18 protein-coding genes are annotated in these 20221 nt (G+C 65.4%); 6 read left to right on the top strand and 12 right to left on the bottom strand.

Annotated features, from left to right (window positions below; translation table 11 throughout):
* Nucleotides 1-48: 48 nt before the first annotated feature.
* The gene (locus AABA86_RS23660) at nucleotides 49-510 is read left to right on the top strand and encodes an Lrp/AsnC ligand binding domain-containing protein (RefSeq protein ID WP_018317238.1); all 462 of its coding nucleotides are present in this window, start codon (nucleotides 49-51) and stop codon (nucleotides 508-510) included.
* 170 nt (nucleotides 511-680) lie between these two features.
* Here the strand turns inward: AABA86_RS23660 and AABA86_RS23655 are convergent, their stop codons facing one another.
* The 4 genes from AABA86_RS23655 to AABA86_RS23640 all read right to left on the bottom strand — a co-directional run bounded on the left by AABA86_RS23655 (nucleotide 681) and on the right by AABA86_RS23640 (nucleotide 4668).
* Nucleotides 681-881 carry a cold-shock protein gene (locus AABA86_RS23655; protein WP_008134691.1) on the bottom strand — a complete coding sequence of 67 codons (201 nt, stop codon included), beginning with the start codon at nucleotides 879-881 and terminating at the stop codon, nucleotides 681-683.
* Between the two features lie 208 nt (nucleotides 882-1089).
* Nucleotides 1090-1398, bottom strand: a complete 309-nt coding sequence (gene sorB, locus AABA86_RS23650; protein ID WP_212253553.1) for a SorB family sulfite dehydrogenase c-type cytochrome subunit — start codon at nucleotides 1396-1398, stop codon at nucleotides 1090-1092.
* Between the two features lie 13 nt (nucleotides 1399-1411).
* On the bottom strand, nucleotides 1412-2611 hold the full coding sequence (sorA, locus tag AABA86_RS23645; protein ID WP_338308619.1) for a SorA family sulfite dehydrogenase catalytic subunit: 1200 nt from the start codon (nucleotides 2609-2611) through the stop codon (nucleotides 1412-1414).
* A gap of 323 nt (nucleotides 2612-2934) precedes the next feature.
* Nucleotides 2935-4668, bottom strand: a complete 1734-nt coding sequence (locus AABA86_RS23640; protein WP_338308618.1) for an adenylate/guanylate cyclase domain-containing protein — start codon at nucleotides 4666-4668, stop codon at nucleotides 2935-2937.
* Between the two features lie 456 nt (nucleotides 4669-5124).
* Here AABA86_RS23640 and AABA86_RS23635 point away from each other — a divergent pair, with 456 nt between their 5' ends.
* Nucleotides 5125-6642 carry a glycosyltransferase family 39 protein gene (locus AABA86_RS23635; RefSeq protein WP_338308662.1) on the top strand — a complete coding sequence of 506 codons (1518 nt, stop codon included), beginning with the start codon at nucleotides 5125-5127 and terminating at the stop codon, nucleotides 6640-6642.
* A gap of 114 nt (nucleotides 6643-6756) precedes the next feature.
* Here the strand turns inward: AABA86_RS23635 and AABA86_RS23630 are convergent, their stop codons facing one another.
* Nucleotides 6757-7785, bottom strand: coding sequence for a YcjF family protein (locus tag AABA86_RS23630; protein ID WP_338308617.1), 1029 nt, complete (start codon nucleotides 7783-7785; stop codon nucleotides 6757-6759).
* Nucleotides 7782-9251 (bottom strand): YcjX family protein, encoded by a 1470-nt coding sequence (locus AABA86_RS23625; protein WP_338308616.1) that lies wholly within the window; start codon nucleotides 9249-9251, stop codon nucleotides 7782-7784. The genes AABA86_RS23630 and AABA86_RS23625 overlap by 4 nt, the downstream gene beginning before the upstream one ends.
* Before the next feature lie 178 nt (nucleotides 9252-9429).
* Here AABA86_RS23625 and trhA point away from each other — a divergent pair, with 178 nt between their 5' ends.
* Together trhA and AABA86_RS23615 are read left to right on the top strand one after the other, a co-directional pair.
* Nucleotides 9430-10125: a PAQR family membrane homeostasis protein TrhA gene (trhA, locus tag AABA86_RS23620; RefSeq protein WP_338308615.1), complete on the top strand. Its 696-nt coding sequence runs from the start codon at nucleotides 9430-9432 to the stop codon at nucleotides 10123-10125.
* A 53-nt stretch (nucleotides 10126-10178) separates the two neighbouring features.
* Nucleotides 10179-10973 (top strand): SDR family oxidoreductase, encoded by a 795-nt coding sequence (locus AABA86_RS23615; protein WP_212253580.1) that lies wholly within the window; start codon nucleotides 10179-10181, stop codon nucleotides 10971-10973.
* 188 nt (nucleotides 10974-11161) lie between these two features.
* Here AABA86_RS23615 and AABA86_RS23610 read toward each other — a convergent pair whose 3' ends face one another.
* Nucleotides 11162-11617, bottom strand: a complete 456-nt coding sequence (locus AABA86_RS23610) for a MarR family winged helix-turn-helix transcriptional regulator (RefSeq protein ID WP_212253582.1) — start codon at nucleotides 11615-11617, stop codon at nucleotides 11162-11164.
* 75 nt (nucleotides 11618-11692) lie between these two features.
* Here AABA86_RS23610 and AABA86_RS23605 point away from each other — a divergent pair, with 75 nt between their 5' ends.
* A complete protein-coding gene (locus tag AABA86_RS23605; protein WP_338308614.1) occupies nucleotides 11693-12469 on the top strand; it encodes an SDR family NAD(P)-dependent oxidoreductase in 777 nt (258 codons plus the stop codon).
* 190 nt (nucleotides 12470-12659) lie between these two features.
* Here AABA86_RS23605 and mdlC read toward each other — a convergent pair whose 3' ends face one another.
* The 4 genes from mdlC to AABA86_RS23585 form a co-directional block, all read right to left on the bottom strand.
* Nucleotides 12660-14282, bottom strand: coding sequence for a benzoylformate decarboxylase (gene mdlC, locus AABA86_RS23600; protein ID WP_338308613.1), 1623 nt, complete (start codon nucleotides 14280-14282; stop codon nucleotides 12660-12662).
* Between the two features lie 123 nt (nucleotides 14283-14405).
* Entirely contained in the window at nucleotides 14406-15257 is an 852-nt protein-coding gene (locus AABA86_RS23595) for an FAS1-like dehydratase domain-containing protein (RefSeq protein WP_338308612.1), read from the bottom strand.
* Between the two features lie 15 nt (nucleotides 15258-15272).
* Entirely contained in the window at nucleotides 15273-16376 is a 1104-nt protein-coding gene (locus AABA86_RS23590; RefSeq protein ID WP_338308611.1) for a CaiB/BaiF CoA transferase family protein, read from the bottom strand.
* Between the two features lie 10 nt (nucleotides 16377-16386).
* Nucleotides 16387-17556: an acyl-CoA dehydrogenase family protein gene (locus AABA86_RS23585; protein ID WP_018317224.1), complete on the bottom strand. Its 1170-nt coding sequence runs from the start codon at nucleotides 17554-17556 to the stop codon at nucleotides 16387-16389.
* A gap of 125 nt (nucleotides 17557-17681) precedes the next feature.
* On the opposite strand from AABA86_RS23585, the gene AABA86_RS23580 reads away from it, so the two are divergent.
* On the top strand, nucleotides 17682-18602 hold the full coding sequence (locus AABA86_RS23580; protein ID WP_338308610.1) for a LysR substrate-binding domain-containing protein: 921 nt from the start codon (nucleotides 17682-17684) through the stop codon (nucleotides 18600-18602).
* A gap of 255 nt (nucleotides 18603-18857) precedes the next feature.
* On the opposite strand, the gene AABA86_RS23575 is transcribed toward AABA86_RS23580, so the two are convergent.
* Entirely contained in the window at nucleotides 18858-20132 is a 1275-nt protein-coding gene (locus AABA86_RS23575; RefSeq protein WP_338308609.1) for a cytochrome P450, read from the bottom strand.
* Between the last annotated feature and the right edge of the window lie 89 nt (nucleotides 20133-20221).

Below are 20221 nucleotides of genomic sequence, written 5' to 3'. Positions count from 1 at the left end.
GGTTTGCCTTAGAAAATGAAGATCATGAGCCACTTGACCTGATAAAACATGGAACTCGATCGAATCGACCGGAAGATCCTCTCGATTTTGCAGGAGGATGGGCGCATCGCCAATGTCGAGCTCGCCGAGCGCATCGGGTTGTCGCCGACCTCGATCGGCGAGCGGCTGAAGCGCTTGCAGCGGGAGGGCTTCGTCGAAGGCTATGGCGCGCGGCTCAACCCGCACCGGCTCGGTCTCGGGCTCCTCGTGTTCGTCGAGGTGCTGCTCGACAAGACCACGCCGGACAATTTCGAGCGGTTTGCGCGCGCCGTGAAGCTCGCGCCGGAAGTTCTGGAGTGTCACATGGTTGCCGGCGGCTTCGACTATCTTGTGAAGGCGCGGCTCGCGGACATGGCGGCGTATCGACGCTTTCTCGGCGAGACCCTGCTGTCGATGCCGGGCGTGCGCGAGACGCGGACCTATGCGGTGATGGAGGAGATCAAGCGCGACGCACCGTTACCGGTGGGCTGACGAAGTGCCGTCGCGATTGTCATTGCTGAGGCGTTGAACGGGCGGTCCTCGCGGGAAAATAGCTCTCCGTGTGCAGTCGCAACGCCTGTCGTCGAATGCACTGGCCGTCTTCTAAAATTTTCTTGGCCCGGCTCCCGGATCGATCCGGGAGGCAGCAAAAGCTGGCGGGCTTATACTTTGAGGTTCTCTGCGGAGGTCTTGCCCCGGTTTGCGATCTCTTCGTATTCCACCGTCTGTCCTTCGTTCAGGGACGACAGACCGGCTTTCTGCACTGCCGAGATATGCACGAACACATCCTTGCCGCCCGACGCAGGCTGGATAAATCCATAACCCTTCGTCGGGTTGAACCACTTGACCGTACCTTTAGCCATCACGACTTCTCCGCGGGTCTTCCTCCGAGATCTCGAACCGCCAATCCCCGCCAACCGGCCGGTTCGGTCCTAACAGGATACGCGGAATGTGGCCGGCTTGGTAGCTCAAACCACATCGGCCTTTCGCCGAATTCCGCTCAACTTCGCGGCGTTTTTGCCGGTTTTGCCCGTTTCGCGGTCAAATGGCCGACGTGCTTCGCGCTGTCCGTCAATACGTCGCGGCCAGGTAATCGACGATCTTGCCGACGTCGGCATCGTCGATCGGTGCGCCATAGACCTTGATCATCTTGGTCACCTCGGCCTGCCAGAAGCCCTTCTTGTCCTTCATCGGCGGCTGCGTCTTGACGTAGTCGGCCGAGTGGCAGGCGCTGCAATTGCCCTTGACGATTTCGAGATTGGGGCCTGCCTTGAAGGCGGCGACCTCGTCCGGAAGCTGGTAGTTGACGGGCGCCGCGGTCACGGCCGCGAGGCCGGTGGCGAGGGCGAGCGTGACGGCGAGGAGAACGGTGCGCTGCATGGTCATTCTCCTTTCAGGCCACGGTGACGCGGACGGTTTCGACGACATTGCGCAAGTATCCCGCCGGGTTCCAGCGCGGCGTGTCCGGCTGCGTCTCGCCGCCATTGCCGGTGGCGCGCACCTTGAGCTCAACGCTTCCCGCCGCAAGCTTCACCGGCAGCTTCCATTCGCGGAACGAATATTTGCCGAGATCCTTGCCGAGCTTGGCGCTCGCCCAAGTCTTGCCGCCGTCGGTGGAGACCTGGACCTCCTTGATGCCCTTGCCGCCGTCGAAGGCGATGCCGCGCAGGGTGGTGCGGCCAGCCTTCAGCTTGGCACCGTCCGGCACGCTGGTGATGAAGGAACGGATGGTGAAACGGTTGATCGGGATCGTCGCCTTCGGTGCGGTGCCGGGCTCGATCGCGTTATCAGGCGTATCGGGAATGCGATAGGCCGACTTCATCCAGAAGCCGTCATAGACGTTGTCGATGACGGTGATCTCGTTGAGGTGCTTGACCCAGTAGGTGCCGTAATAGCCGGGCACGATCAGGCGAAGCGGAAAGCCGTTGAGGAACGGCAAATCCTCGCCATTCATGCCATAGGCCAGCATCACCTCGCCGTCACTGGCGTGAGCGAGATCGAGTGCCTTGACGAAGTCAGGCGTCTTGTCGCTGACCGGTCCGTCCATGCCGTTGAAGGTGACCTGCCTGGCGCCGGCCTGCACGCCGGCCATCTCCAGCACGGCCTTCAGCGGCACGCCGCGCCAGCGCGCATTGCCCATGGCGCCGTTGGCGAGCTGGCCGCCGGCGACGCGCGGCTCGAAGAAGCCGCGGCTGTTGCCGGAGCATTGCGCGACGGCGACGATCTCCGTCGCCTTCATCTTCCTGATGTCTTTCAGCGAAAGTTTCAGCGGCTTGTCGACCTTGCCCTTGACCTCCAACGTGAACTTGTCGGGGTCGAGATTGTAGGGCAGGTCGGAGAGGTGATAGCGCACGAAGAACGCATTGTTCGGCGTGATCGGGCCGTCGTTGAAGATCGTGAACGGTGTCTCGAGCTGTGGCGGCCGGCCGGTCAGGCCGATCATCGGCCGCTTCTGCGGATATTTCACCAGCGGCCGTTCGCCATTGGCAAACGGGAGCGTGACGGTATCGAGTGCCAACGCCTTGGTGGCATTCAGTGTGGCCGCCATGGCGGCAAGCCCCGCTCCTTTGAGCAGGTCGCGGCGATCGAACATCTGGTCCCCTCCCGGAGCTTTTCGTTGGCCTGCGGTCATCACCGCGAGCCGCGCTCATCTGTCGCAACGATTTGAACGAAGTCAATTCGTGCTTTCGCAGCAGGCCCATGCCGCTGCGTTGCAGCAGGCCGGTGTTACGGATGTAGTGAGAGTCGAGCTGTAGCAGCGCGGGTGGTGGTGCGCCTCTCCCGCTTGCGGGAGAGGTCGCGCCGAAGGCGCGGGTGAGGGCTTTCTCCTCTGGGGGATTGTCCCGTTGTGGACAGACCCTCTCCCCAACCCTCTCCCGCAAGCGGGAGAGGGGGCGCACCTCTCGTGCGGCTGCGTTACGCCGCGACGCGCTCGCCGCGATCCACCAGCGCCGCCAGCTCCCGCGCATCCGCCACCACGCGGACCGCCATCGGCTCGTCGCGGCCGCGGATCGCGACCTCCTGTTGCGGCAGCGTATCGTCGGCGAGGCCCGCGGTGCGGCGGATTTCGTCCGAGACGATCGCCTCGCAGGCCAGCGTCTTGGTCATGTCCTGCAGGCGGGCGGCGACGTTGACGGCATCGCCCAGCGCCGTGAAGACGATGTGATCGCGATAGCCGATGTCGCCGATGATGACCTCGCCGCCGTGAATGCCGATGCCGAAGCGGATCGGCTGGCGCAGATCGTGGCTGAGCAGCTGGTTCAGCTCGTCGATATGGGTGGCGATGCCGGAGGCCGCCTTCAGCGCCTGCCGGCAGGCGGTTTGCGGATCGGCCGTGAGCCCGAACAGCGCCAGCATGCCGTCGCCGACGAACTGGTTCGGCTGGCCGCCATTCTCGATCACGGCCTGTGACACCGCGCCGAGGAAGCGGTTGACGATGAAGACGGTGTCGAACGGCAGCCGCTTCTCGGCGAGCTGGGTCGAGCCGCGCATGTCCACGAACAGGCTGACGAGATAGCGCTCCTGGCCGATCCGCGCCGGCGCCGAGGCCTGCGCGTTGGCCGACGACGTTTGCGGGGTGAAGAGCTGGAAGAAGGAGAGGTCCGACGTCGGCCGCAGCTGGCAGGCCAGCCTGATCGAGGGGTCGTTGGTGCCGACGCGGGTCAGCACGAAGGCCTCGCGCTGCGACGGCTCGGGCAGGACGCCATGATCGCCGATGACGCGGATGCGGCAGGTCGAGCAGCGGGCGCGGCCGCCGCAGACGCTGGCATGCGGCAGATTGTGGCGCAGGCTCGCTTCCAGCACGGAGAGGCCCTTGGGAACCCGCACCGTCCTGCCGTTGCCGTAGGACAGCGCGATCATGCCGCCGCGCCGCTCGCGCCAGGCCCGCACGCCGCGTGCCGCCAGCGCCAGGCCGAGCAGCCCAAAATAGGTGATGGTGAAGGCGCCGGTGATGCGATCGAGCGTCGCGGCCTCGGTCGTCGTGCCGACCTGGCGTCGCGTGAGATTGTGCGTGCGCCATTCCCCGTCATCGGCCTCGAGCGCGACGCTGCGGCCCCCCTGGTAGATGCCGAGCAGCGACAATGTCGGGACCAGCACCGCGGCGGCGAGCAGATAGGGTGCGGCGCGCGTGAAGAACGGCTTGAGGCGGAGCCAGAAATAAATCCCGATGCAGCCGTGCACCCAGGCAATGAGAAGCAGGATCGTCATCTGCCAGAGCCGTCCCGGCGCTGCGACGAAGAACAGATAGAGCTCCTGGGGATAGAGCTTCTCGTGTCCGTACAGCGTCTGGCCAAGCCGCACCCCGATCACGTGCGCCATGATCAGCGCGGGGATGCTCAAGCCCAGCACGAGCTGAAGCGGCTCGACCGTCCGCCAGCGGAACTGCCGGCGCTGATACAGCGCGTAGATGCCGAGCCCCATATGCGTGAGCGCCGCGGTGTAGAACAGGATCGCGACAGGGAGGAACTGCCAGAAGACGGTGTGGTAGTAGACCCCGGCCTCCATCGCCTCGACCGAGATATTGCCGAGCGCATGGTTGAGGAAATGGCTGATCACATAACAGAACAGGATCACGCCGCAGACGAGCCGCACCTGCCGCACGCTGGTGGCGCGGACGAGGTCGGACATGTGTGCAGGAGCGCTGGCCATGATTCGGTTGTATCAGTTCATCAAGGAGAACGGCCAGCGTAGCGGTTAATTCCCGATGTGGACAGGTTCGGGGATCACAAGCCCGACAAGGCTGCGAAATCGTAGGTTGGGCAAAGGCGCGCCCTTGCGCGCCGTGCCCACGATGTCACGGTCAACTCCGCCGTCGTCCCGGACAAGCGCGCCCTCAGGCGCGCGCCGATCCGGGACCCATAGCCACAGGAAGATGTTTGGCGAAGACTTGGAGTGACCAGGTCGCCCAAACCCCTCCCTGTGGTTATGGGTCCCGGGCCTGCGCTTCGCTTGTCCGGGACGACACCTATGTTGGGGCAACCCACATTGACTCCCCCTCCCAAGTTGGGGAAAAGCGCGGCCGTGACGATCGCTCCCGACATCTCTGTGAAGCCAGACGGCGCCGAACGCCGTCTCATCCGTGTTGTCGTGCTCGTCATCGCCGCGATGACGCTGCTCCGGATCGTCTACGCCTCTGCGATCGAGCTGCGCACCGACGAGGCCTATTACTGGACCTGGTCGAAGGAGGCAGCGCTGAGCTTCCTCGATCATCCCCCGGCCATCGCCTGGCTGATCCGTTTCGGAACCGCGATCTTCGGTGATACCACGCTCGGGGTCCGTTTCGGCGGCATCGTCGCGATGCTGGTGACGCAGTGTCTGCTCGCCGACATCGTCCGCCGCCTCACCCATGATGTGCGTGCCATATTGTTCGCGGTGCTGATGCCGGAAGCGGCGCTCTATTACGGCCTGCTGATGGCCAAGGTCGCGCCCGATGTCGCCATGATCCCGTTCGCGGTGGCGATGATGTGGTCGCTGGTGCGGCTGGCGCAAAGCGGCGACGGACGCTGGTGGCTTGCGGCCGGTCTGTTCGCCGGGCTGTCGATGCTGTCGAAGTTCACCGCGATCATGTTCGCCCCCGCGGTTGCCGCCTTTCTGCTGGTGCCGGAGTGGCGTTGGCGCTGGTTGCGCAGCCCCTATCCTTATCTCGCCGTGCTGATTGCGACCCTCGTGTTCTCGCCGGTGCTGATCTGGAATGCGCAGCACGATTGGGCTTCGTTCCGTTTTCAGGGCGTGCGCGCCACCGCCAATTACGGCATCTCGCTGCGGACCATCGGCGACTTCATCGGCCTGCAATTCGGTCTGGTCGGCTTCGTCATGCTGCCGGTGGTGCTGACCGGGCTGGTGCTGACGGCATGGCGCGGCTACCGCACGCGCGAGCCGGTTGGAATTCTCTTGTCGACGGCGGTGCTGGTGCCGTTCGCCTATTTCCTCGCGAAGTCGACCACGCTTCGGGTCGGCGACACCTGGCCGATGTTCATGTGGCCGGTCGGTTTCGCCGCGGCCGCCGTCAACCTCGCGGCCATGATGAAGGAGGATTGGTCGGCCCGCATGCTGAGATCGTCGGTGTTCTGGGCTAAGACAGCCGTCGGCTCGGGCATCGCCTTCGTCGTCATCGTGTTCCTCTATTACGTCGCAGCGCCCTGGAATCTCCTCGGCAAGATCGATCCGATCGGCGCCGAGGCCGGCTATGAGCAGGTCGCCGCGCGTGCGCAGGCCGCGCTGGATGAGACCGGCGCGACCTGGATCGCGACCACGGACTACCGCACCTATGCCATGATGCGCTGGCTGTTCAGGGGGCGCGTGCCCGTCATCGAGCTCAACGAGCGCGGCCGCTTCCAGGATTTCCGCGATCCCGGCCTGGACCGGATCAAGGGCCACGCCGGCATCTATGTCGGCCGCGAGCCGGACAACCGTTCCTCGCTATGGGAGAACATCCCAGCCAAGCGCGAGCAGCTCGGCGAAGTCGAACGCCGCTGGCGGGGTGTTCTCGCGGACACCTATGTGATCGAAAAGCTCACCGGCTGGACCCCCGAGCTGTCGCCGCCGAAGGATTCGCCGCTGTTTTGGTGGAAGGTGTTGGCTTTCCTCTCCCTCTCCCCGCTTGCGGGGAGAGGGTTGGGGTGAGGGGGACTCTCCGCGGGGGAGGTGACAGTTGAACTCGCGGAGAGTCCCCCTCACCCGGATCGCATCTGGAGATGCGCTCCGGCCTCTCCCCGCACGCGGGGAGAGGCGAAGAAGCTACTCCTCCCCATCCTTCTTCCGCAGCAGATCCGTCGCCAGATCCGACAGCTTCGGCGGCGGCAGGGCCGCGAAGGGCAGCGGCCTCGTCACATCGATCGCGGCGAGGCCCAGCCGCGCCGTCAGCAATCCGTTCAGCACGCCTTCCCCGAGCCGCTGCGACAGCTTCGCTGCAATGCCATGCCCGAGCATCTGCTGCACCAGGCTGTCGCTCGCGGCCATGCCGCCGGTGATGGCGAGATGGGCAATGACGTGGCGGAGCAGTCGGATCATGCCGAGCGCGCCGGGGCGGCCGCCGTAGAGATAAGCGAGCTGGCGGATCAGGCGCAGCGCGGCGACGAACACGAACAGCACGTCGATCGCGGCGCGCGGGCTCACCGCGGTCACGATCGAAACCTTTTGCGCGGCTGACGACACCAGACGCCGCGCCTCCGCATCCAGCGGCGACATCAACTCGCGTTCGGCGAGCCGGATCATGTCGGCGCCGTCGATGATCTCGCCGGTGTGGCTCTCCAGCGTCGCGCGGGCGCGGGCGAGCTGCGGGTTCTGGTGCGCGATCTTGAGCAGATCCTGCACGATGACGCGGCTCTCCTTGCGGTCGTCGCTGGCAAGCACGGCCGCTGCGCGCGTATGCAGCTGCTCGATGGTCGCGAGCCGCGCGAGGCCAAACGCCTCGCGGCCGATCACCACTGCAAGCGCAAGCGCGGTGACAGAGGCAAAAGCGAGGCCGACGTAGCCGAGCGTTTCGCTGCGCGCGAACAGGTCCTCGATCAGATGGACGACGCCGAGCCCGGTGCCGAGCAGCGTCAGTCCGGCGAGGCCGGACCAGAACAGCGCGCCCCAGGGAAAACCGCGGCGCGGCGGCAGCGCCGCTTGAATTGGCACCGGAAGCGCCAGGGGATCTGGCTCCGGCGTGATCTGGATGGTGGCGCGGCTGAGTCGGCTGGTCTCGTCGGCTTCGGTGACGACGACGCCGGGATCGTCGAGCCGGAACGTCGCCGGCCGCCGTGGCTTCGATCGGTCGTTCATGCGAGCTTGTCTCCGATCAGGAACTGCAAGGCACGGTCGAGGCGAATGTGAGGCAGCGTCGGCGGCTCGGTGCCTTCGCGGTCGAGTGTGGGCGGGCGGAAGCGCAGGAAACGAAAATCGCTTGTCCCGGCGGTCTCGGTCGCGAGGCCGCGGAACGCGGCATTGCCGTTGAACAGCGGCTCGGGATCCACCGGCAAATCGCCCGGAAAGGTCGCAACCTCCGTGTTGCCATCGAAGAATTCGCCGCCGGCGCTTTCGCCCGCGGCCGGTGTTCCCAGGATCGACGGCAATTTGTCGCGGCCCTGCGCGACTTGCGCTTCTCTTGTCGCACGCACCGCGGCAAGCGCCACAACGTCGATCGCCGCGCCGGTAGTTTCCGCGCGCGCAACCGCGCCCGCGACGGCGCGGCGCAGCACGGCCTCGAGCCGGTCGTGGCTGGAATGGTGTAGATGGTCCGCCTTGGTCGCCGCAAACAGGATGCGGTCGATGCGCGGCCGGAACAGGCTGGAAAGAAAGGTGCTGCGGCCGATGTTGAAGCAGTCGAGAATGCCGGCAAGCGCGGCTTCGAGGTCGTGCAGCGCCTCGGGTCCGGAGTTGAACGCCGCGAGCGCATCGGCCAGCACGATCTGGCGATCGAGCCGGGCAAAATGATCGCGGAAGAACGGCCGCACCACGACGTCCTTGTAGGCCTCGAAGCGACGCACCATCATCGCCCACAGCGATCCCTCAGGTGCCTGCCCGCCGATGGGCACGTCGAGCGGCGCAAAGGTCAGCGCGGGAGAGCCTGCGAGATTGCCGGGCATCAGGAAGCGGCCGGGCGGCAACAGGCTCATTGCGAAGCGCTCGTCGCGGCAGGCGCGCAGATAATCGGTGAAGAGCTTTGCTGCGGTGAGCGTCGCCTGCTCGTCCTCGCGCGCCTCGGGCTTGAGCGTTGCGAGATGGGTGTGCCATTCGCCCGCAAGATGCGCGCGCGGCGCCTCGCGCGACAAAGCCAGGCTCTCCGCCGACCATTGCTCAAAGCTCTTCTGCAGCAGCGGCAGATCGAGCAGCCACTCGCCGGGATAGTCGACGATGTCGAGTGTCAGCGTGCGGTCGGCGCCGTTCGGGCGCTGATAGTCGATGACGAGCCTGAGCTCGCTGATGTCGACGGTCGAGTTCGGCCAGCGTCGCTCCTCGATCAGCGCGCGCAGATGGCTCTCATAGGCAAACCGCGGCACGGCATCGTCGGGCTGCGGCGCCAGATGCGCTCGTGCGATCCGGCCCGAGGCGTAAGCGTCGAACACCGGAAACCGGCCGCCGCGGGTCAGGCCGTGGATCAGCGCGGTGATGAACACGGTCTTGCCGGCGCGCGACAAGCCGGTAACGCCCAACCGCACCGTCGGGTTGAAGAAGTGCTCGCCATAGTCGATCAGCGCCTGCGCGGACAAGCGCGCTTCTTCGACCATATCCTGGAAACTGAATGCCATATGAACGTTAATGGATCGGGGGCGGCGGGACTGTGTGACCGATCACAAAAGTGGCAATTGCGTGAAGAAAATCAAGCTCCATACTTCCACCGTCTTTGTCGGAAATCAGCCGTTTGAACGACGCGCCGATCCCGAAAGACCCATAAAAGAGGACATTGCCTCATCTTGCGGATTTGTCATGACCGTCTTCCAACTGAAAGAGTTCGCCTCCACCTCCGTCCACGCCGCAGCCGACGTGATGGGCTGGAATTACGACCGCGCCGAGCTGATCGCCGATGGAATCATCCACGCGATCGGCGTCCTCTCCGGCCTCATCGCCGCGACCGTGCTGGTGGTGCTGACGGCGATCTATGCCGATGCGACCGACATCGTCGGCGTCTCGATCTATGTCGCCGGCCTGCTCTCGATGCTGGTGCTGTCGGCGACCTATAATCTCTGGCCGGTGTCGCCGGCCAAATGGCTGCTGCGGCGGTTCGACCATTCCGCGATCTATCTGTTGATCGCGGCGACCTACACGCCGTTCATCCTGGAGGTGAAGGACAGCGGGTTCGCGCTGGTGCTGCTCGCCGGCGTCTGGTGCGTGGCGATCCTCGGCATCGTGCTCAAGCTGTGCTACCCCGGCCGGTTCGACCGGGTTTCTGTCGGCATCTATCTCGCGATGGGATGGAGCGGCGTGATGCTCTACGACGCCGTGGTCAGGGTCTTGCCCATGGTGGTGCTGGGGTTCATCCTTGCGGGCGGCCTGCTCTACAGCTTTGGCGTGATCTTCCACGCCTGGCGGCGGCTGCGCTTCCAGAATGCGATCTGGCACGGCTTTGTCTTGGCCGGCGCGGCATGCCATTATACCGCGGTGCTCGACCTCGTGTTGAGCTGAGCAAGACCCAGGGGGTCTGCTCCGAAGCGCCATAAGACAAGAGGAGACGTCGCATGCAGGTGACCGGCAAGGTCGTGGTCGTCACGGGCGGCGCCAACGGCATCGGCAAGGCGCTGTGCGAGGCGTTCTACAATGCGGGCGCAGCCAAGGTCGTCGTCGCGGACATGGATGCCGCCAATGCGCGGGCCGTCGCGGCCATGGTGGATGGCGCGGCCTTCAAATGCGACGTCGCGCAGGAGAAAGACGTTTCGCACGTGATCGAGGAGACCGAGCGGCAGTTCGGTCCCATCGCCCTGTTCTGCTCCAATGCCGGCATCGGCGGCGGCTTCGATCCGATGTCGGTCAATGCCGGCGGCGCCTCCGACGAGCCGTGGCAGCGCAGCTGGGCCATCCACGTCATGGCCCATGTCTATGCGGCGCGGCACCTCGTCCCGCGGATGAAGGCGCGCGGCGGCGGCTATTTCCTCAACACGATCTCAGCCGCCGGCCTGCTGTCGCAAGTCGGTAGTCCGGCTTATTCGACGACCAAGCATGCCGCGGTGGGCTTTGCCGAGAATCTCGCGATCTCGCACAAGGCAGACAACATCAAGGTCTCGATCCTCTGCCCGCAGGGCGTCGACACCAACATGCTGCGCTCGATCCCGAAGGGCCCGCAATCCGGCGACGGCGATCTCACGCCGGAGCAGGTGGCGAAAGACGTGCTCGCCGGCCTCGAGCAGGAAACCTTCCTGATCCTGCCGCACCCCCAGGTGCTTGGCTACATGCGCAAGAAGACCGAGAACTACGACCGCTGGCTCGGCGGCATGGCCAAGATCCAGGCGAAGATGCGGGAAGAGTTCGGAAAGTAGGCGACGGTGCGTTTGACGCACGGCTCGAGCCAAATACTCACTGTCGTCCCCGCGAACGCGGGGATCCATAACCACAGGGAGAAGTTTGGCGAAGGCCGCTTGTTGTTCTTTTGCGCGGGACTGACACCTGCGCTTATCGATAGATCACGCGGTATGGGTCCCTGCGTTCGCAGGGACGACACCTGTCGTTACACCGCCACCTCGTCCTCCACCCGGCTCTGCCGCAGCGCCCGCGCATAGAGCATCATCCCCTCCCGCACGGTGCGCTGCTCCGCCGCCGTCAATGCCGCAAGCGCGCCGCGCACCTGCTGTCGGCCGAACGCGTGCAGCCCCTCCAGCGTGCGCCGCCCCTTCGCGGTCAGCGACAATAGCTTGCTGCGTGCATCGTTCTCATCCGGCGTCTCCGTGAGCTCGCCGCAATCGATCAGCTTGCGCACGAGGCGGCTGACGCTGGACTTCTCCAGTCGCAGGAAATCGCCGAGCTCGCCCGAGGTCATCGGGCCGCGGATGCCGATCTCCAGGATGGTGTGCACGGCCGACGGCGGATAGTCCGAGGCCGCCACCGTCGCATCCATGAAGCCGAGCTCGCGCACCATCAACCGCGAGGCGGCGCGAATGTCGTCGATCAGCGCAAGCTCGGCCATCTTGACTCCCGGCATATAGTTGTATCATACAACTATATGCGCACAGCGCCGCGCGCAAGCGTTTTGGAGTGAGCCATGAGCGGAGCTTTGCCGGCAGGTCAGCGGATGAGGGGTAAGGTTTGCCTCGTGACCGGCGGCGGCAGCGGCATCGGCCGCGCCACCGCTCTGCGGATGGCGTCCGAGGGCGCCGAGGCGATAGTCGTGGCGGGCCGGCGCGAAGCCGAGATCGAGGTGACCGCCGCTTCATGCCGCGAGCTCGGTGCGGAGGCGATCGCGCTCAAGACCGACATCACGCGCGAGGACGACGTCGCGCGCCTCGTCGGCACCGCGATCGAGCGCTGCGGCCGGCTCGACGTCGCCTTCAACAATGCCGGCTTCCAGGAGCGCCGCGCGCCGCTGGAGGAGCAGGGTACTGATATCTACGACAGCGTGTTCGACACCAATGTCCGCGCGCTGTTCCTGTGCCTGCGCCACCAATTGCCGGCGATGCTGGCGCAGGGGCGCGGCAGCATCGTCGTCAACGCTTCCGTCAGCGGCGTGCGCAATCCCAATCCCGGCTTCTCGCTCTATTCGGCCTCGAAGGCCGCCGCGATCTCGCTGACGCGCTCGGCGGCGCTGGAGAACGCCCCGCGCGGCATCCGCATCAACGCCATCGCGCCCGGCCGCGTCGTTACCGACATGATGCTGCGCGCCGGCGTCGGCGATGTCGCAACCGTGAGCGCCGGCCTGCCGCTGCGGCGGATGGGAAGCCCGGAAGAGGTGGCGGAAGCCGTGGTGTGGCTGGCGTCGGATGCGTCGTCGTATGTGGTCGGCCATGTGCTGGCGGCGGATGGGGGATTTCTGGCGTCGTAGTGATGAGGTGGCGCGACAAACTCAGTGTCGTCCCCGCGAACGCGGGGACCCATAACCACAGGGCGAAATTTGGCGAGGACAGGTAGTTGTTCTGTCCCGCGGTATCAACATCGCGTCACTAACGATAGATCACGCGGTATGGGTCCCTGCGCCCGTGCGCAATTGCGCACTAGGCAGGGACGACAATCAATCAATGCTTCTGCCCGTACAGCACCGGCACCGCCGAATCCACCACGACCTCGACCAGGCTCGTCCCCTCGAACGCCATCCCGCGCTTCAGCGCCTCGCCGAGCTCCGCCGCCTTCGTCACCCGCACCGCGTGACATCCCATGCCTTCGGCGAGCCGGACGAAATCGATGCCCGGCAGCTCCAGCCCCGGCACATTGCGCACCTGCATCACCTGGCTGAACGAGCGCATCGCGCCGTAGCCGGAATTGTTGATGACGACGATGGTGAGCGGCAGCTTGCGCTGCGCGGCGGTCCACAGCGCCTGGATCGAGTACATCGCCGAGCCGTCGCCGATCAGGCAGACCGTGCGGCTGTTCGGCTTGCCGAGCGCCATGCCGACGGCGGCGGGCAGGGAATAGCCGAGGCCGCCGCTCGCCATGGTGTAAAAACTGTCCTGGCCGCGCATCGGCATGAATTTCTGCATCGCCGGCCGGTGCGAGGGCACTTCCTCGACGACTGACGCACCATCCGGCATCGCCTGCGACAGCGAATGCAGCAGGAATTCGACGGGCAGCGGATCGGCGGCTTGCGGCGCCGGCGGCAACGTGCGGCCTTTCGGCGTGGTGCGCTTGCTCACGGGCAAGAGATCGAGCAGCGCGCTCAGCGCCGGCTTCATGGTGGCGATGATGCTGGTGCCGACGGGCGTCACCGCCGCGGCGTCCGGGTCATCCGTGATCTGAAAGATCGTCGCGCTGCCATCGAAGATCGCGGCGTGGCCCTCGACATGGAAGGTGAACACCGGCGCCCCGATGACGACGACGAGATCGTGCGCGCGCAGCGCGTCCGAGAGCTGCGCCGGCGAGGCATGCAGGAAGCCCGCAAATTGCGGATGCCGCTCGGGGAACGAGCAGCGCGCCGAGAACGGGCTGACCCAGACGCTGGCCTTCGCCTTCTCGGCCACGCGCACCATCAGATCGACCGCGCCGGCGCGGTCGACGCCGGGGCCGACGACGAGGGCAGGGTGCTTTGCGGAGCCGAGCGCGGCGGCCAGCGCCTTCATCGGCTCAGGCTCGGGCCCGATCTCGCGGCTGACCTTGCGCGCCTCGATCGGCGCGGTCGCATGCGCCCAATCGTCGATCGGGATCGACACGAAAGTCGGCCCGCATGGCGGCTGCATCGCGGTGTAATAGGCCCGCGCGATCGCGGCCGGCACGTCCTCGGGCCGCGCCGGCTCGACGCTGTATTTCACATACGGCCGCGGAAATTCCGAGGCGCGCTCGGCATAGAGGAAGGCCTGCAAGGGGAGGATCGAGCGCGCCTGCTGGCCCGCGGTGATCACCAGCGGGGTCTGGTTGCGATGCGCGGTGTAGATGTTGCCGAGCGCGTTGCCGACGCCGGCGGCCGAATGCAGATTGACGAAGCCGGCATTGCGGGTCGCTTGCGCGTAACCGTCGGCCATGCCGACGGCGGAGGCTTCCTGCAGCGCCAGCACGTAGTCGATGTCATCGGGCCAGTCGCTGAGGAACGGCAGCTCGGTCGAGCCGGGATTGCCGAACACTTTTTTGATGCCGAAGGCACGCAGCAGATCGAGCGTCGCCTGCTTGACGGTGACGGACTTGCTGCCGGTCTTGCCGTTCTTGGCCATGGTTTCCGTCCCCTGCGTGCTTACTGTTACGGCGTCATTCCGGGGCGATGCGAAGCATCGAACCCGGAATCTCGAGATTCCGGGTCCGATCCTGCGGACCGCCCCGGAACGACGGGACGTCCCTCACCAAACCGCCGTGCCCTTCATCGTCGGCTGCCCTTCCGCATTCGCGGTCCACAGCTCCATGCCTGCTCCGGTCTCGTTGGCGTTGATGGAGAACTCTGTGCCCTCGAACAGCGGCTGCAGGCCGCGATAGGTGAACTTCTTCGGCGCCTTGCCGCCGTGCAGCTTCGCGGCCATCTCGATGATCAGTGCCGCCTGCAGCGGACCGTGGAAGATCAGGCCCGGATAACCCTCGACCTTGGTGACGTAGTCGCGGTCGTAATGGATGCGGTGGCCGTTGAAGGTCAGTGCGGAATAGCGGAACAGCAGCACGGGATCGGACACATGGGTCTCGCGGTGCTGGGCCTTCGGCGGCGGAGGCGGGGCCTTCGCGCTCGTCGGCGCGCTGCTCGTCATCTCGCGATAGACGATGTCCTGCCGCTCGCGGATGGCGACGCCGCGCGGCGAGGAGATGCTGTGCTCGACCGAGACGAAGCACAGCGTGCCGGTCGAGCCTGATTTCACCTGGACGTCGGCGATGCGCGAAGTCCGCGTCGATTCATCGCCGACCTGCAGCGGTTGCAAGAACTCGATCTCGCCGCCGGCCCACATCCGGCGTGGCAGCGGCACCGGCGGCAGGAAACCGCCGCGGGTCGGGTGCCCGTCGGGCCCGAGCATCGACATCGGGAACACCGGCTGCGCCAGGCACCAATGCACCGTGAATGGTGCGGCGTCGCCCTTCTTGGGCCCGCCGACCTCCTGGAACAGCGTCGCGCGCAGGCCCATCACGAGCTGCGCGGTGACGATGTCGGTGGCCTCCGTGCTGCGGCCGATCCATTGCCGCAAGTGATCGATGTCGAGCTTCTCGGTCATGACGCCTCGCTCTTCTTACTTCTTGGACTGTGGCTTTTCGCCGATGGCGGGAACGGCGCCATAGCTGCGGGTCTCGCCGACGATGATCGGTGCCGGCGCGGGATAGCTGACGCGTCCCTGCGGCGTGTCGACCTCGATCCGGCGCAGATGCGGATGGTTGGTGAGGTCGGCCATGGTGTTGACCTCGGCAAAGGCGATGTCCGCGTTCGACAGCCGCTTCAAGAGCTCGTCGCGCGTCATCTTGCCGAAGATGTCCGCAACCGTCGTGTCGGTGAAGTCGCGGTTGCGCACGCGCTCCACCATGTTCGCGACGCGTGGGTCGGCGGGCAGGTCGGGTTGATCCAGCACCTTGGCGCAGAGCGTCTTCCACTCGCGCTCGCTCTGGATCGAAATCAAAATGTCCTTGCCGTCCTTCGACGTGAACACGCCATAGGGCGCGATCGAGGGATGGCGCAGCCCCATGCGCTTGGGCGGATTGCCGGCTTCGGAGTTGAGCAGCGGCACGGTGCACCAGTCCGCCATCACGTCGAACATGGAGATGCGGATGTCACAGCCTTTGCCGGTGCGCCCGCGCCCGATCAGCGCCTCCAGGATCGCCGCATGCGCGGTGGCGCCGGTCGCGACGTCCACGATCGACATGCCGACGCGCGAGGCACCATCAGGGTTGCCGGTGATCGAGGCAAGGCCGCTCTCGGCCTGGATCAACAGATCATAGGCCTTGCGATGCGCGTAGGGACCGTCGTCGCCATAGCCGGTGATCGTGCAGGAAATCAGCTTCGGATAGTCCTTCAGCAGCCGCTCGCGCGAAAAACCGAGCTTGTCCATCGAGCCGGGCTTGAGGTTCTGGATCAGCACGTCGGCGCTGGCGATCAGCTTCTCCAGCTCGGCGCAGCCTTCTTTCGTTGCCAGATCGACCACCGCCGATTGCTTGCCGCGGTTGAGCCAGACGAAATAGCTGCTCTGGCCCTTGGCCGCCGCGTCATAGCCGCGGGCGAAATCGCCCTCGGGCCGCTCGATCTTGATCACCTCCGCGCCGGCATCCGCCAGCCGCGAGGAGCAGAACGGCGCCGCCACCGCCTGCTCGACCGCAATCACCCTGATCCCGTCCAATGCTCCCATGATGGCGGCCTCAGTACGAGCGCGGCATGCCGAGCACGTGCTCGGCGACGAAGGAGAGCACGAGGTTGGTCGAGATCGGCGCCACCTGGTAGAGCCGCGTCTCGCGGAATTTGCGCTCGACGTCGTATTCCTCGGCAAAGCCGAAGCCGCCATGGGTCTGGATGCAGGCATTGGCCGCTTCCCAGGACGCATCCGCCGCCAGCATCTTGGCCATGTTGGCCTCCGCGCCGCAGTCGAGCCCGGCTTCGTATTTGCGCGTCGCTTCCTTCACCATCAATTCGGCCGCGCGCATCGATGCGTAGGCCTTGGCGATCGGGAACTGGATGCCCTGGTTCTGGCCGATCGGCCGGCCGAACACACTGCGCTCCTTGGCGTAGTTGGTGGCCTTGGCGATGAACCACTTTGCGTCGCCGACGCATTCGGCCGCGATCAGGATACGCTCGGCGTTCATGCCGGAGAGGATGTAGCGAAAGCCCTTGCCTTCCTCGCCGATCAAATTCTCCGCCGGCACCTTCATGTCGGTAAAGAACACTTCGGTGGTGGCGTGGTTCATCATGGTGCGGATCGGGCGGATCTCGAGGCCGTTGTTCTTGGCCTCGCGCATGTCGACGATGAACACCGATAGGCCATCCGTACGCTTCTTGGCCTGCTCCTTCGGCGTGGTGCGGGCCAGCAGCACCATGAGGTCGGAATGCTCGGCGCGGCTGGTCCAGATCTTCTGGCCGTTGACGATGTAGCTGTCGTTGCCGTCCTTGCGCGCAAAGGTCTTCAGCGAAGAGGTATCGGTGCCGCTGGTCGGCTCGGTGACGCCGAAGGCCTGCAGGCGCAACTCGCCGCTTGCGATCTTCGGCAGATATTTTGCCTTTTGCTCGGCGTTGCCGTGCCGCAGCACGGTGCCCATCGTGTACATCTGGGCGTGGCAGCCGCCGCCGTTGCAGCCCGCGCGCTGGATCTCTTCCAGGATCGCAGCCGCCGCGGACAGCTTCAGGCCCGCGCCGCCATATTCCTCGGGGATCAGCACCGAGAGATAACCGGCCGCTGTCAGCGCGTCGACGAACGCCTTGGGATAGGCCATCTCGCGATCGAGCTTGCGCCAATATTCGCCGGGGAACTGCGCGCAGAGCTTTGCGACGGCTTCGCGGATGTCGGCGTAATCTTCGGTGTGGTGTTCTTCACTCATGGCGTTTCCAGTTCTTAGCGGCAGTTAAGATAACGCCGGCCGATCCTCAGGCGTTGTGAAAACAACGCCAGCCCCCTATGCTCATTTGTTATAGCGTATGGAGTAGCCTTCCAGGATTGGCAAGCATGGATTTCCGGCAGCTCAGGACCTTCAGTTGCGTGGCGGAGCTCGGCAGTCTGAGCAAGGCCTCCGACACGCTGCGCGTGGCGCAGCCGGCGCTCTCCAGGCAGATCAAGCTGCTGGAGCATGAGCTGCGCACCGAGCTGTTCACCCGCAACGGCCGCGGCATGGTGCTGACGGATGCGGGCCGCCTCTTGCTGGCGCGTACCTCCGGCATCGTGCGGCAGATCGACCAGATCCGCGACGACATCCAGTCGTCCCAGGGGCCTCCGTCCGGCCAGGTCGTGCTCGGCCTGGTTCCAACCGTGAGCTGCGTGCTGTCGGCGCGCTTTGCGCGGCGCTGCGTCGAAAAATTTCCCGGCATTTCGCTGCGCATCGTCGAGAGCTACAGCGGCCATCTGGTCGAATGGCTGCATCGCGGCGAGATGGATCTCGCCATCCTCTATGGCCGCTCGGCCGATCTGCATCTCAACGTGGAGAGCCTGGGGCGCGACAACATCGTCGCGGTCGGCCCGCGCGGCTGCGGCCTCGCGCGCAAGAAGAGCGTCGACATCGGCTGGCTGCTGCGGCAACGGCTGGTGCTGCCCTCTCACTCGCACGGCCTCCGCGCGCTGATCGAGCACGCGGCCGCCCAGCGCAAGATCAAGCTCGACGTCCAGCTCGAGGCGGATTCGTTCCGCGTGCTGACCAGCCTGGTCGAGGAGGGGCTCGGCTTCGCGCTGCTGCCGCCGTCGTCGGTCCACGGCGAGGTCGCGGACGGGCGGCTGGAAACCGCTGTCGTCTCCAAGCCGATGACACGCGAGCTCATTTTCGCTTCTCCGATCGACCGCCCGGTCTCGACGGCTTCGCTCGCCGTCACGGCGCTTCTGCGCGAGGAAGTCGCCGCCTGCCGCAAGGAAGGCGTGTGGGATATCAAATTGAGTTAGATGCCGTTTGGTAGAACAGCCGCGCGCCGCCTGGCCATCGCATCTGGCGCGAGCTGTCATGCCGAAATTTTATAGCTGGCTAGCTCTTCGCGTCATTCTCAGCTGTCATTGCCCGCGAAAGCGGGCAATCCAGTATTCCAGAAACAGCGCGGCTGGAGCCGAGAAGCCGCAGCGTACTGGATGCCCCGCTTTCGCGGAGCATGACAGCGGAGGTTGATGAGGCGGTTTGCCCCAAGAGACTTAGTGGAAGTGCGCCTACCCCGGAATCCTCACCGGCAGCGTCTCGTACCCCTTGATGAAGCTCGAATAGATCCGCTTCGGCTCTCCCACCACCGCGATGCGGTCGAAGCGCTTCAGCATCTCTTCCCAGACGATGCGCAGCTGCAGCTCGGCGAGGCGCATGCCGACGCAGCGGTGGATGCCGAAGCCGAAGGAGAGGTGGGTGCGCGGGCGCGGGCGGTCGATGATGAAATCGTTCGGTTTCTCGAACATCTCCTCGTCGCGGTTGCCGGAGACGTACCACATCACGACGCGGTCGCCCTTCTTGATGTGCTTGCCGCCGATCTCGGTGTCTTGCAACGCGGTGCGCCGCATATGCGCCAGCGGCGTCTGCCAGCGGATCACCTCGGGCACCATGGAATCGATCAGCTCCGGATTGGCGCGGAGCTTGTCGTATTGCTCGGGGTTCTCGTTCAGCGCCAGCACCGAGCCGGTCATGGTGTTGCGCGTGGTGTCGTTGCCGCCGACGATGAGCAGGATGATGTTGCCCATGAGGTTGTCGGGGTCCATGTGCCGCGTGGCGTCGTTGTGGGCCATCAGCGACAGCAGATCGTTGCGCGGCGCGGAGTTGACGCGCTCGTTCCACAGCTTCGACATGTAGGCGTAGCACTCGTCCATCTCGCGGCGGCGCTCTTCGGCGGAGGCGACGATGCCGCTCTTGGGCAGCGCGGTCGAAACATCCGACCAGCGCGTCAGCTTGCGCCGCTCCTCCCAGGGGAAGTCGAACAGGGTCGCCAGCATCTGCGTCGTCAGCTCGATCGAGACGCGCTCGACGAAGTTGAAGGTCTCGTTGCGCGGCAGATTGTCCAGCACGGTCTGCGAGCGCTGCCGGATCAGCTTTGCCAGCTCGTCCAGATGCGTTGGTGTGAACATCGGCGACACGGTCTTGCGCTGCGACGAGTGCCGGGGCTGGTCCATCGCGATGAAGCTCGGCCAGTCGTAGCCTTCCGGCACGTCGCGGATCGAGATGCCGCCGAGCGTCGAATCCGACGAGAACAGGCCGTGATTGGTGTCGACATGCATGATGTCGTTGTACTTCACCACCGACCAGTATGGCTCGATCGGCGCATTGGTGCAGTAATGCACCGGCTCTTCCTTGCGCAGCCGCTCGAACCACGGCCACAGCGTGTCGTCCTGGAACAGCCTGGGCGCGCCGGGGTGGAATTGCGACAACGGTGTCGCATAGGCCTCCTCGCGGGCCCTGCGCAGGCGTTCGGCCTTGTCCACTTTAACCGGCGCTTGGATGTTCATCGTCGTGGCTCCAGTTGGTTCTTCCTTCACCTCGCCCCGCTTGCGGGGAGAGGTCGGATCGCATCGTTAGATGCGACCCGGGTGAGGGG

The organism is Bradyrhizobium sp. TM233, from assembly GCF_036247965.1.
GTDB classification, from domain to species: domain Bacteria; phylum Pseudomonadota; class Alphaproteobacteria; order Rhizobiales; family Xanthobacteraceae; genus Bradyrhizobium; species Bradyrhizobium ottawaense.
Note: the sequence above shows the minus strand (reverse complement) of the source record. Positions and strands in the feature narration are given on the sequence as shown.

Excerpts from the sequence above, each read along its gene's own strand:
- AABA86_RS23660 (WP_018317238.1), top strand. The coding sequence starts at position 49 with ATGGAACTCGATCGAATCGACCGGAAGATCCTCTCGATTTTGCAGGAG.
- AABA86_RS23655 (WP_008134691.1), bottom strand. The coding sequence starts at position 881 with ATGGCTAAAGGTACGGTCAAGTGGTTCAACCCGACGAAGGGTTATGGA.
- sorB (WP_212253553.1), bottom strand. The coding sequence starts at position 1,398 with ATGCAGCGCACCGTTCTCCTCGCCGTCACGCTCGCCCTCGCCACCGGC.
- sorA (WP_338308619.1), bottom strand. The coding sequence starts at position 2,611 with ATGTTCGATCGCCGCGACCTGCTCAAAGGAGCGGGGCTTGCCGCCATG.
- AABA86_RS23640 (WP_338308618.1), bottom strand. The coding sequence starts at position 4,668 with ATGGCCAGCGCTCCTGCACACATGTCCGACCTCGTCCGCGCCACCAGC.
- AABA86_RS23635 (WP_338308662.1), top strand. The coding sequence starts at position 5,125 with ATGACGCTGCTCCGGATCGTCTACGCCTCTGCGATCGAGCTGCGCACC.
- AABA86_RS23630 (WP_338308617.1), bottom strand. The coding sequence starts at position 7,785 with ATGAACGACCGATCGAAGCCACGGCGGCCGGCGACGTTCCGGCTCGAC.
- AABA86_RS23625 (WP_338308616.1), bottom strand. The coding sequence starts at position 9,251 with ATGGCATTCAGTTTCCAGGATATGGTCGAAGAAGCGCGCTTGTCCGCG.
- trhA (WP_338308615.1), top strand. The coding sequence starts at position 9,430 with ATGACCGTCTTCCAACTGAAAGAGTTCGCCTCCACCTCCGTCCACGCC.
- AABA86_RS23615 (WP_212253580.1), top strand. The coding sequence starts at position 10,179 with ATGCAGGTGACCGGCAAGGTCGTGGTCGTCACGGGCGGCGCCAACGGC.
- AABA86_RS23610 (WP_212253582.1), bottom strand. The coding sequence starts at position 11,617 with ATGGCCGAGCTTGCGCTGATCGACGACATTCGCGCCGCCTCGCGGTTG.
- AABA86_RS23605 (WP_338308614.1), top strand. The coding sequence starts at position 11,693 with ATGAGCGGAGCTTTGCCGGCAGGTCAGCGGATGAGGGGTAAGGTTTGC.
- mdlC (WP_338308613.1), bottom strand. The coding sequence starts at position 14,282 with ATGGCCAAGAACGGCAAGACCGGCAGCAAGTCCGTCACCGTCAAGCAG.
- AABA86_RS23595 (WP_338308612.1), bottom strand. The coding sequence starts at position 15,257 with ATGACCGAGAAGCTCGACATCGATCACTTGCGGCAATGGATCGGCCGC.
- AABA86_RS23590 (WP_338308611.1), bottom strand. The coding sequence starts at position 16,376 with ATGGGAGCATTGGACGGGATCAGGGTGATTGCGGTCGAGCAGGCGGTG.
- AABA86_RS23585 (WP_018317224.1), bottom strand. The coding sequence starts at position 17,556 with ATGAGTGAAGAACACCACACCGAAGATTACGCCGACATCCGCGAAGCC.
- AABA86_RS23580 (WP_338308610.1), top strand. The coding sequence starts at position 17,682 with ATGGATTTCCGGCAGCTCAGGACCTTCAGTTGCGTGGCGGAGCTCGGC.
- AABA86_RS23575 (WP_338308609.1), bottom strand. The coding sequence starts at position 20,132 with ATGAACATCCAAGCGCCGGTTAAAGTGGACAAGGCCGAACGCCTGCGC.